The following is a 10317-nucleotide window of genomic DNA, read 5'->3' on the forward strand; positions in this document are numbered from 1 at the left end:
CTATTGCCATGGCAATAGAAGTTGAGAAGAAGAGCATAGCTTTCTATATGAGTCTAGTGCACTACGTGAAGGCCGAGACTGCCGATGCCCTCGGAAAGATCCTCGCTGAAGAGGAAAAACACATTGAGCTTCTGGAAGGACTGAGATGATGTCTGTGGAAGAACTTTCCGATTTCCTTGGTCATTTTTCGATTCATGAATCCGCTAACCATACAAAGAGCTGGGATTCGTACTTCATGAAACTTGCCTACCAGGTGAGGGAGAGGTCGAGTTGTCATCACAGAAAGGTCGGAGCCTTGATCGTAAGAGAAAATCGAATTCTTGCTACGGGCTATAATCAGCCGCCTTCTGGATTTCCTCATTGCGATGAGACAGAGTGTATCAGAGATGCTCTTAAAATTCCTTCGGGTCAGAACCAGGAGATCTGCTACGCTGCTCACGCAGAGCAGAATGCCCTATCTCAAGCTGCGAAGTTTGGAATTTCGACAAACGGGTCGACAATCTATGTAACGCACCGTCCCTGTTCCATCTGCGCCAGACTGATAATAAATGCTGGCATAAAGCGGGTCGTCTTCTCTGAAGGCTATCCCGATCCACTTACTGAGTTCATGTTCGATAAGACAGGTGTCGTCATGACGCATTTTACAGAGTGAATGGGAGGAAATCATGGCTATTGCAAGGCTAACTAAGTATCTTAGACAAGACAGGATGCCTCATGTTTGGTGTCCCGGCTGCGGGAACGGTGTTATTATGAAGGCCTTCATTGACGCGGTCGACAAGGACGCCCTTGATCCCGACAGAGTCGCCGTAATATCCGGCATTGGATGCTCTTCCAGAGTTACAGGATACCTTAACTTCAACACCATGCACACCCTTCATGGAAGGGCCATAGCGTTCGCTACCGGCGTCAAACTGGCACGGCCGGAATTCAACGTTGTGGTTATGGGGGGAGACGGAGACATGATGGCAATTGGAGGAAATCACTTCATCCATGCTTGCAGGAGAAACATGGATCTTACCGTGATAGTTTTCAACAACAATATTTATGGAATGACCGGCGGACAGTATTCGCCGACAACACCTCATGAAAAGATAGCTTCGACTTCTCCATACGGAAATGTTGAGAACTCGTTTGACATAGTGAATCTCGCAGTCTCTTCCGGCGCAACTTATGTAGCAAGGACGACGGTATTTCATTATGCCCAGATGGTTCAGTTCATTCAGAAGGCCTTGAATCACAAAGGTATGGGAGTGGTGGAGATAATGACCAACTGTCACACATACTACGGAAGATACAACTCAATGTCCAGACCGGAAGATCTGCTTACACATTTCAAGAAGAACACTGTGCAGATCAAGAAAGCAAAAACGATGTCTCCCGAGGAATTATCGGACAAGATAGTTGCTGGCGAGTTTGTAAATACAGATGCTGAAACTTACAGCGATAGGTACAGAATCATGAGCGAACGGTTGGCCGCTGCTGAGAGGGGTGACGAATAATGAAACACGCGTTTTCAGAGCCTCATTCAGTAAGGATTTCCGGCATCGGTGGTCAGGGTAATGTCTTGATGGGCATAATTCTCGCCGAAGCCCTCCTCATACAGGGAAGCTGGGTTGTTCAGACGCAATCATTCGGAGCGCAGGTAAGAGGCGGGGTCTCTTATTGTGATGTCCTTTTCAACAGCGAGCCAATAGACTACCCAAAAGCCCATTCCTTTGAACTGATCTACTCCATGCATCAGACTGCGGTCAATGCTCACGTTCCGCTTATTCATATGAACGGTGTCCTAATAATAGACTCTACCCTTGTGAAATCTATTCCGAAAGAAGGAATAAGAATGACGAGAAAGATTATTTCCAAGCCGGTAACGGAACTCACAGAGAATAAGTTTTCAAGCACGCTTCCAGCCAATATGGTGGGATTGGGACTAATTGCCAGAGCAGGCAATTTTGTCACTACCCAGTCACTTAAGGAAGCAATGGTCAAACATATTAAGGCGAAGTACGTTGAGATGAACTCCCAGGCGATTGATTTCGGTTACTCACTAATTGAGAAGTCTTACAATATTAGAAGAGAAAGAATCGATTCTGTCGGCCGGGGATTTGAATGAGGAAGTTTGTCAGAAGTCTTGGCAACGCCACAAATGGAATAAAACACCTCTTGAAGGAGCGGAACTTCAGAATTCAGCTCGTGTTCGGAGCAGTAATTCTAACTCTGGGCGCTCTGCTCAGACTAGATAAGAATGATTATTATTGGCTTCTTTTCTGTACGTTTATGGTATTACTTCTCGAAGGAATTAACACTTTGGTGGAGAAGATTGCCGACATTCTGCGTCCTTACTATGATGAAAGGGTTCGTGTGCTGAAGGATACAGCAGCCTCAGTGGTACTTATGGGGACCGCAATATCTATACTCATTGGATTATCCATTATTTTACAATCAATTTTTGGTTTGCATTTTGCCGTTGGACTGCTTTTTGGTATAATGATTTTGGTAATCTTCTTCTTCTTGGGGCTTTTTGGAGGTGGCAGGGAATGAACCGTCGGGTCATTCTGTTATTCTTAGTTATGTCTTTGCTTTTGATGACTCGCAGTTTTGCGTATTTCCTCGTTACGTATGTGGTCAGATCGGGAGACTCGATTCACACTATTTCCAGGGATTTGGATGTTTGTATTTCGACGATTATCGATTTCAACAATCTGAAGGATCCTAACAGCATAAAGGCAGGGGATACGCTTCGTATACCTCAGCCCGATGGTCTGATCTACGATGTTCAGTCCGGCGATACCTTCGATTACATTGCAAAGCTTTTCTTCACTCCTGTTGAGGAATTGATAGCAGCTAACAACCTTAGTCCCAATTCGATCATCAACCCCGGGCAGAGAGTCTTCATTCCCATGTCTCTAATAAACCTGTGTCAATATGTACCTCAGAGCTCCCCTTTCAGGTGGCCCATTTATGGAGTTATATCTTCAGATTACGGTTGGAGGACTCATCCTGTAAGCGGGCAGCCCTCATTCCATTCGGGGCTCGACATTGCGGCTCCAGAAGGAACGCCGATCTTCGCAGGTTCGAGGGGAACAGTCGTCTTTGCCGGAGTGAACGGCGGTTATGGAAATATGGTTGAAATACAGCACGACAACGGTTACGTAACCCGCTATGGTCACATGAGCAGGATCAGTGTTTATGTAGGCCAAAGAGTGGATACCGGTTCGTTGATCGGCCGGGTCGGAAGCACAGGGGTCTCGACTGGTCCTCACGTACATTTCGAAGTTAGAGATCCGAAGACCAACACGATGAATCCACTTTCAATGCTTCCAACACGTGACCTCATGTACGTCATTAGAAGAGAGGATGACGGCACCGCTGCCGGTGGTAAATGACAAAGATCCTGGTTAGCGCCTGCCTCATCGGTGTCAACTGTACATATCGCGGAAATAACAACCTGTCTTTGGAGCTTCTTGAGTTGGTGGACAGGTTTATTTTTTTGCCAGTCTGTCCAGAACAGCTCGGAGGACTTCCGACACCGCGTCCCAGGGCAGAAATAACTACTTCTAACGACTGGCGGGCAACAAGAATAGTAATCGATCAGTTCGGGAAGGACGTTACTCTTAACTACACGCGAGGAGCAGAAGAGGTGTTGAAAATAGCGAAACTTTCTGGCGCCAGTATCGCGCTCCTCAGGTCGAGGAGTCCTTCTTGCGGATGCAAAGGCATCTACGACGGTACTTTCAGCGGGGTCATGATCGATGGAATGGGAATAACCGCAGAGCTTCTCATGAAGAACGCTATTGAAGTCTATTCGGAAGAAGAGATCAGTTTCTTATATTAGGGTCGAATAGCTCAGTTAGGATTTGTCTTTCCTCTTCACTTTCCATGGTGAACCCGGGACTCTTAGCCAGCACAACCCAATTTCCTTTCTGCCAGATTAGCGCCTGGTCTTTGCCGCCGAATCTAACCACTTTTGCATAGCAGTAATCGGTCTTCTTTATCCTGCCCATGTCTCTCGTCAGTACCGAACCTTCTACAAGGAAGATCGTCTCCCAGGTTTTTCTTGCGGAGTCAACCGAACCCATCTTCCAGACATACACATTTATGATTCTCGAGTTCAGTTCAAACTGTAAGCTCCTGACTAAATCGTCTTCGGGCGGGTAAGATACCCGGATCACCTCACCATCGTCCTGCTCCACAGAGACTCCATTCGCGAGACCCTGATCAGGTGGAAAGGGTGCCTCTCCTAGAAAGGAGAAAACGCTGTAGTTGAAGGTCAAATCATCAAGTTCGATCTCGTTGCTGGGAACAACCACATTCATCTTGTGTCCAAAAGCGTAATACGAAGCAAATACTATCAGCGCGACTACAAAGAAGAACGTAAAAAGCGCCCTGTTTCTTGAACTATATCTTCTGAGCATTTTCTATCACACCCGTCATATACATCTGTTCAGATCAACTCCAGCATCTTTGCGACCATTTCCGGATCGAGCCTGTAGGTGGAACCTTTTCCCTGATAGAAACCGTGCTCTCGAATTAGATGAATGGAAATCGGCGAATAGTCTATCTCTTTCTTCATGGCAATATTTCTCACGTTGACGTTTACTTTTTTTGAAAGATGTCCGTGTCGAAACGGACAGGGTATGTAACCGCGACTTTCCTCGACGATTACAACGAAACGATCATCGACTTTGACGGGCGAACCGAATCCTCTTTCCCCTTGCTTCATGAGCATTTCCAGCTTGTCAGCGATCAATTCGTTCGTCAAGCCCAGTTCCTTCACCTTCGACTCATCCTCGCTTATAATATCCAGCAGGTTTCTTTCGTCATCACCAAGAAAACCCGGACCGGTGATGCTGCCGGCTTTCATGTTTTCCTGAATCCTATCGAAGTCCGGAGTCTGTTTCATAACCTCACCTCCAAAACTATCCGAATTTGTCGTAGTAGATATTTTCTTCCAGTATGCTGTGCTTCTTAAGTACACTTATACAGGCATTTATCATCCCGGGGCTTCCACAGAGATAACCCTCTCTAGAAGGCTTTTCTCCCTGCTCGGCGAGGTAACTGTCAACCACATCGGTTATCAGTCCTACTTCGCCTTCCCAGTCGTCTTCTGGCAGGGGGTCGGACAAAGCCGGTATGAAATGGAAGTTAGGCATTTTGCTTTCAATCTCCTTCATTTTCTCAAGATAGAAGAGATCCTTCTTGCTCCTTGCTCCAAAGAAATAATACGCATTCCTTTCTACGCCTTTCTCCATCATGTCCAGTACAATCGACTTGATTGGAGCCATCCCTGAGCCACCGGCAATGAATATTATATCTGAATCGGTCTCTCTGAGAAAGAACTCTCCAAACGGTCCAAGGATTCTTATCTTGTCTCCCACTCTAAGCATCTTGTGAACGTAAGTTGTTACAATTCCATTAGGAACCAGCCTTATCAGCAGTTCGAATCCGTTCCTCACGGAGGGCTGAGATGACATTGAATAGGCTCTCATTGTCTCTCCCTTTATATCTCCGTAACCTGGTACAATCAGTTGGACATATTGACCAGCTTTAAACCTTATCTCTTCTTCAAGATCGAAGAAGACTTCCTTGATATCATGAGTGACATTCTCTATGGATGAGACGGTTGAAAGGTACTCACGTATGTTGAAGAGCTCTTCGGGAATCTCGATAGACACATCGCTCTTGACTTTCACCTGACATGAGAGCCGAATATTGTCCTTCTTTTCTTTGGGAGAGAGATAAGGCAGTTCCGTGGGAAGAACAGGTCCGATATCACTCAGGACCTTGACCTTGCACAGTCCGCAACTACCCTTGCCTCCACATGCCGAGGGGATGAAGATCTTCTCTCCCGCGAGAGTGGAAAGTAGAGTCGATCCGCCCTTCACCTTGTAGCTCTTGGATTCATTTACCGTGATATTTACTTCTCCATAGTTGTTAACCAGGGCATCTGCGATTGTAAGAACGGCAGCCAGTACTGCGGAGATCCCTCCGACGACCAGAGCAGAGATGATTATTTCCAAGCCAAACACCACCTTACTGAACGGGCAGCATGCCCGAAAAGCCCATAAAGGCGAGAGCCATAATGCCGATGATTATCATGGTTATACCGGGCCCCACCAACTGAGGGGGAAGATCCTTTTCTCTAAGTCTCATTCTCATCGCAGATAGCGCGACTATTGCCAGCCACCAGCCTGCTCCGGATCCAAACCCAAAGAACAGCGACTGTATCAGGTTGTATTCTCTGATGATCATGAACAAAACGCCGCCAAGGATCGCACAGTTCACGGTTATCAGGGGCAAAAAGATTCCCAGATTGATATAGAGCGCTGGAGAAAACCTGTCAATCACCATCTCCAGAAACTGCACAAATGCAGCAATTACTACGATGAATACGATGTATCGGAGATAGATGAGATTCAGCGGAATAAGAATATAGTAGTAGACTATATAATTCAAGACCGATGTCAGTGTTAGAACGAAGGTTACTGCCATCCCAAGGCCATTGGCCGTCTTTATATCTCTCGATACAGAGATGAACGAGCACATTCCGAGAAAGTTACTCAGAACCATATTGCTCGTAAGAGCCGCAGCGATCATTATGACAAAAGGATTAAGCGGAACTCCCATCTAAATCTCCCCCTCACTTCTTCTTTACGATAGGTGTGCGCGCGATCCAAATTATGGCGCCAAGTATGAAGAAGGCACTGGGCGCCATAATCATGATTACCCAGGGAGTGAAGCCTTCAGGCATAACTCTCAATCCAAACAAAGTTCCGAATCCAAGCAGCTCCCTGATGAAGGCCACTGCCAGAAGAATCAGCGAATAGCCTATTCCAGCGGAGATTCCGTCAATGAATGAAAGAACCGGCCCATGTGATTGCGCAAATGCCTCAGCCCTGCCCATAATTATGCAGTTAGTGATAATCAAACCGACGTAAGGACCTAGAGCCTTACTTATGGAAGGAAGATAGGCCTTCAGAACAATATCCAGGATTATGACGTAAGAGGCGATTATTAGAACCTGAATCATCATTCGTACATTCTTGGGAATATGCCTTCTGAGAGCCGAAATAGTGAGTGAAGAGAATGCCGTGGTAAAAATGAGACCTATTCCCATTATTAGTGTGTTTGTGAGATTGTTAGTTACCGCCAGGGCCGAGCAAATCCCGAGTATCTGCACAATTACGGGGTTGTTCTTCCAGATATTCGCGAGGAAGATCGTCTTCTTCGATTCAGCCATATTAATCCACCACCTCAAGAATCACCGGAAAAACCGTGTTAACCGCCTTGTTCAATAAGGCCTGAATAGCTTCCGAAGTCCTCGTCGCTCCTGTAATTGCATCGACCTTTGAGTCATCTCTAGAAGCCGTGTCCTGACCTGAAACCACAGCTACTCTTGCCGAAGAGTCGGAGGAGATCAACTCTCCTCTGAACTGCTCTTTAAAAAACTCTTCATCTATTCTTCCGCCTAGACCGGGAGTTTCCGAGTGGCTGACGAAATCTATTCCCATTATTCTTGACCCGCTCTCGTCTACCGCCACAAGCGCCGTAATAGTCCCCCAGAGACCGGCGCTTTGAACAGTAAAGGCAAACTCTCTCGTTCCGTCCTTCTCGACGACATAAACGGTCTGCGCTCCCTCAACTTCTTTGATTCTGCTCGAATACAGCTCTTGAACTTCCTCATCTGGCGGGAAATCGGCTCCACCTGAAAGCTCGAATACATAGATCAACGATCTCTGAAACTCGAGGCGCTCATTTCTTTCGATCGTACCGGAAGCCAGCGCATTGATACCTGCGAGGCACAGGACAAACACCGTTGTTAGAATGAAAGCAAATACAACAGAGTAAAACTTATCGCTCATGCCTTCACCTTCTTCTGGGTAACTAAATAATCAAGAAGTGAGGCAAATGTGTTTGCGATAAGGACAGCGAACATCAAACCAGCTCCGAACAATGAGAATGTACCAATTATGACTGCAAGAGATCCGATCATAGAACCGTAGATCCATTTAGCTGCATCTTTCTTCGGCGCGCTGATCGGATCTGTTGCCATGAAGACGGCCCCAAACATGATGCTCCCTCCGATCATCCAGTGGAATGGGTTCATTCTTGAAGGGTCAAAAATGAAGATTGCGCCCGACATAGCAAATGCAGACACGAGAGTTGATACGATAATTTTCCAGGACGCAACCTTCGTCATGATCAGATAAACCGCAGCGGCTGCAATCAACCATTTTGCTGTTTCACCGGAAGAGCCGGCTATGTTTCCGAAGATCATCCGCCATGCACTAACCTCTCCGCCGTCCCTGATGACATTGGCCGGGGTGGCCATAGTAATAATATCCGAGCTGATCCAGCGCGTGAAACCCTGCCCCCAGCTCTGAACTGCCGGAGTCCAGCTTTGCTGCACGGCGGCAGGAAAACTCACATAAACGAAGGCCCTGCCAACTAATGCAGGGTTGTAAAGGTTCCTGGCAAACCCTCCAAAGGCCATCTTAGCGAAGACTATTGCAAAGGAGCTTGAAACTATAACTATCCAGAAGGGAACGGCCGGAGGGAGAATCAATCCAATTAGGAACCCTGTAACAATAGCTGCCTCGCTTACGGGCTTCCCCTTCTTGCTTTCGAATAGCCATTCAGCGAAAACAGAGACAGCTATCGAAAGAACAATCTTGGAAAACACCACCCAGCCGAAATTCCCAACAGCGAAGACTAAAATCGGAAGGAGAGCGTAGATAACCTTTCTCATCATTGGCTGTTTAAGAAAAAACCTCTTCGCCATCTATGGCACCTCCGAAGCAAAAGCTTGACTATAATTGTGGTCATATTGTATAATGGTCCCGAGGTGGTTCTCTTGTCAAGATTGCACGAGCTCTCATTTTTTTCACTGGCCGAAGCGAAAACACACTTTTCAAAGGTTGTTGACGATTGTGAGAGGGCCGATATTATTATAACAAAAAACGGGCTCCCAAAGGCTGTCTTGATGGACTATGACAAGTATGTGCTCCTCAACAGGTTCCTGGAAAGAGTCCACGATCTCTATTTGATGGACGCCGGGGATGAAGCGATGGATGTTGAGATAAAGGATCTTATTGTTGAAGTTGATGATGATTGACGGAGGTGCAAGATGGCAGAAGTTACCCTCGAGAAGGTAGGCAAAACCTATCCGAACGGATTCAAGGCCGTTCTCGATGCGAATCTCGAAGTGAAGGACAAGGAGTTTCTCGTTCTCCTGGGTCCTTCGGGCTGTGGAAAGACTACGACATTGAGAATGATTGCCGGTTTGGAAGAGATTACGGAAGGAACGATCAAGATCGGCGGGAAGGTCGTCAACGATGTCGAACCTAAGGATAGAGACATCGCCATGGTCTTCCAGAACTACGCTCTTTATCCGCATATGTCGGTCTACGAGAACATGGCATTTGGATTGAAACTGCGAAAGACACCCAAGCCGGAGATCGAAGAGCGAGTCAAGGAAGCGGCTAGAATCCTTGGAATAGAGCAGTTGCTTGACCGTAAGCCAAAGCAGCTCTCGGGCGGTCAGAGACAGAGAGTCGCAGTCGGAAGAGCGATAGTTAGAAAACCAAAGGTCTTCCTTTTTGACGAACCCCTCTCCAACCTCGACGCCAAACTGAGGGTTCAAATGAGAGCGGAACTTAAGAGACTGCACCAGAATCTTCAGGCGACTATAATATACGTTACTCACGACCAGGTCGAGGCAATGACCATGGCCGACAAGATCGTAATAATGAAGGACGGAATAATCCAGCAGATCGGGGATCCTTACTCCGTGTACTTCGAGCCGAGAAACAAGTTCGTTGCCGGGTTCATCGGCACTCCTGCAATGAACTTCATCAGCGCAAAGCTTGTCTCTGAAGGAGGCAAAGTCTGGGTTATAAAGGAAGACATGAAGCTTCTCGTTCCTGAAGACAAGGTTGAAAGGCTAGAACACCTGGTAGGCAAGGAGACCACATTCGGTATAAGGCCGGAAGATATTTACGACAAGATGTACTCGGTTGCGCCGAAAGAGGAGTTCATAGTCAAGGGCAACGTAGAGGTCGTTGAGCCTCTCGGTAGTGAGACTCTTATCCACGCAAATATTCACGGAGATGATATCGTGGCTAAGGTCGATCCCAAGAGCAGAGCATCTTCGGGAGACAAGATGGATCTGGTCTTCGATATGTCTATGATGCACCTATTTGACCCTGAGACGGAGGAAAACGTCCTTGCAGGGACTCACCAGGATGCAGCTCCGGAAAATCTTTGATAACTTCTATTGACAACAAAAAAGGTGGCTCAGGCCACCTTTTTTATTTTTTC

General features: G+C 46.9%; 15 protein-coding genes. 8 read left to right on the forward strand and 7 right to left on the reverse strand.

Features of this window, described 5'->3' with window-relative positions; translation table 11 throughout:
* The first annotated feature begins 148 nt into the window (after window positions 1–148).
* The 6 genes from ENN47_11700 to ENN47_11725 are packed head-to-tail and all read left to right on the forward strand — an operon-like array spanning window position 149 to window position 3832.
* On the forward strand, window positions 149–652 hold the full coding sequence (locus ENN47_11700) for a dCMP deaminase family protein (GenBank protein HDP78814.1): 504 nt from the start codon (window positions 149–151) through the stop codon (window positions 650–652).
* Window positions 653–665: 13 nt separating this feature from the next.
* On the forward strand, window positions 666–1499 hold the full coding sequence (locus tag ENN47_11705; protein HDP78815.1) for a 2-oxoacid:ferredoxin oxidoreductase subunit beta: 834 nt from the start codon (window positions 666–668) through the stop codon (window positions 1497–1499).
* Window positions 1499–2110 (forward strand): pyruvate ferredoxin oxidoreductase, encoded by a 612-nt coding sequence (locus tag ENN47_11710; GenBank protein HDP78816.1) that lies wholly within the window; start codon window positions 1499–1501, stop codon window positions 2108–2110. Before ENN47_11705 ends, ENN47_11710 begins: the two co-directional genes overlap by 1 nt.
* Complete coding sequence (locus ENN47_11715; GenBank protein HDP78817.1) at window positions 2107–2538, forward strand: diacylglycerol kinase family protein; 432 nt, start codon at window positions 2107–2109, stop codon at window positions 2536–2538. The genes ENN47_11710 and ENN47_11715 overlap by 4 nt, the downstream gene beginning before the upstream one ends.
* On the forward strand, window positions 2535–3383 hold the full coding sequence (locus ENN47_11720; protein ID HDP78818.1) for a M23 family metallopeptidase: 849 nt from the start codon (window positions 2535–2537) through the stop codon (window positions 3381–3383). The genes ENN47_11715 and ENN47_11720 overlap by 4 nt, the downstream gene beginning before the upstream one ends.
* Window positions 3380–3832, forward strand: a complete 453-nt coding sequence (locus ENN47_11725; protein HDP78819.1) for a DUF523 domain-containing protein — start codon at window positions 3380–3382, stop codon at window positions 3830–3832. Before ENN47_11720 ends, ENN47_11725 begins: the two co-directional genes overlap by 4 nt.
* Here ENN47_11725 and ENN47_11730 read toward each other — a convergent pair.
* The 7 genes from ENN47_11730 to ENN47_11760 are packed head-to-tail and all read right to left on the reverse strand — an operon-like array spanning window position 3816 to window position 8779.
* Window positions 3816–4412 carry a hypothetical protein gene (locus tag ENN47_11730; GenBank protein ID HDP78820.1) on the reverse strand — a complete coding sequence of 199 codons (597 nt, stop codon included), beginning with the start codon at window positions 4410–4412 and terminating at the stop codon, window positions 3816–3818. The two genes, ENN47_11725 and ENN47_11730, sit on opposite strands and share 17 nt — an antisense overlap.
* Before the next feature lie 29 nt (window positions 4413–4441).
* Window positions 4442–4900, reverse strand: a complete 459-nt coding sequence (locus ENN47_11735) for a hypothetical protein (protein ID HDP78821.1) — start codon at window positions 4898–4900, stop codon at window positions 4442–4444.
* Window positions 4901–4916: 16 nt separating this feature from the next.
* Window positions 4917–6017, reverse strand: coding sequence for a 2Fe-2S iron-sulfur cluster binding domain-containing protein (locus ENN47_11740; GenBank protein ID HDP78822.1), 1101 nt, complete (start codon window positions 6015–6017; stop codon window positions 4917–4919).
* A gap of 13 nt (window positions 6018–6030) precedes the next feature.
* The gene (locus ENN47_11745) at window positions 6031–6624 is read right to left on the reverse strand and encodes an NADH:ubiquinone reductase (Na(+)-transporting) subunit E (protein ID HDP78823.1); all 594 of its coding nucleotides are present in this window, start codon (window positions 6622–6624) and stop codon (window positions 6031–6033) included.
* Window positions 6625–6637: 13 nt separating this feature from the next.
* Window positions 6638–7237 (reverse strand): NADH:ubiquinone reductase (Na(+)-transporting) subunit D, encoded by a 600-nt coding sequence (locus tag ENN47_11750; protein ID HDP78824.1) that lies wholly within the window; start codon window positions 7235–7237, stop codon window positions 6638–6640.
* Window position 7238: 1 nt separating this feature from the next.
* Entirely contained in the window at window positions 7239–7859 is a 621-nt protein-coding gene (locus ENN47_11755; protein HDP78825.1) for an FMN-binding protein, read from the reverse strand.
* Window positions 7856–8779 carry an NQR2 and RnfD family protein gene (locus tag ENN47_11760; protein HDP78826.1) on the reverse strand — a complete coding sequence of 308 codons (924 nt, stop codon included), beginning with the start codon at window positions 8777–8779 and terminating at the stop codon, window positions 7856–7858. The genes ENN47_11755 and ENN47_11760 overlap by 4 nt, the downstream gene beginning before the upstream one ends.
* 72 nt (window positions 8780–8851) lie before the next feature.
* Between ENN47_11760 and ENN47_11765 the strand changes: the two genes are divergently transcribed.
* Both ENN47_11765 and ugpC read left to right on the forward strand, forming a co-directional pair.
* Window positions 8852–9112 carry a type II toxin-antitoxin system Phd/YefM family antitoxin gene (locus ENN47_11765; GenBank protein HDP78827.1) on the forward strand — a complete coding sequence of 87 codons (261 nt, stop codon included), beginning with the start codon at window positions 8852–8854 and terminating at the stop codon, window positions 9110–9112.
* A 12-nt stretch (window positions 9113–9124) separates the two neighbouring features.
* Window positions 9125–10264, forward strand: coding sequence for a sn-glycerol-3-phosphate ABC transporter ATP-binding protein UgpC (gene ugpC, locus ENN47_11770; protein HDP78828.1), 1140 nt, complete (start codon window positions 9125–9127; stop codon window positions 10262–10264).
* The last annotated feature ends 53 nt before the right edge of the window (window positions 10265–10317 follow it).

Source organism: Mesotoga infera (genome assembly GCA_011045915.1).
Classification (GTDB): domain Bacteria; phylum Thermotogota; class Thermotogae; order Petrotogales; family Kosmotogaceae; genus Mesotoga; species Mesotoga infera_D.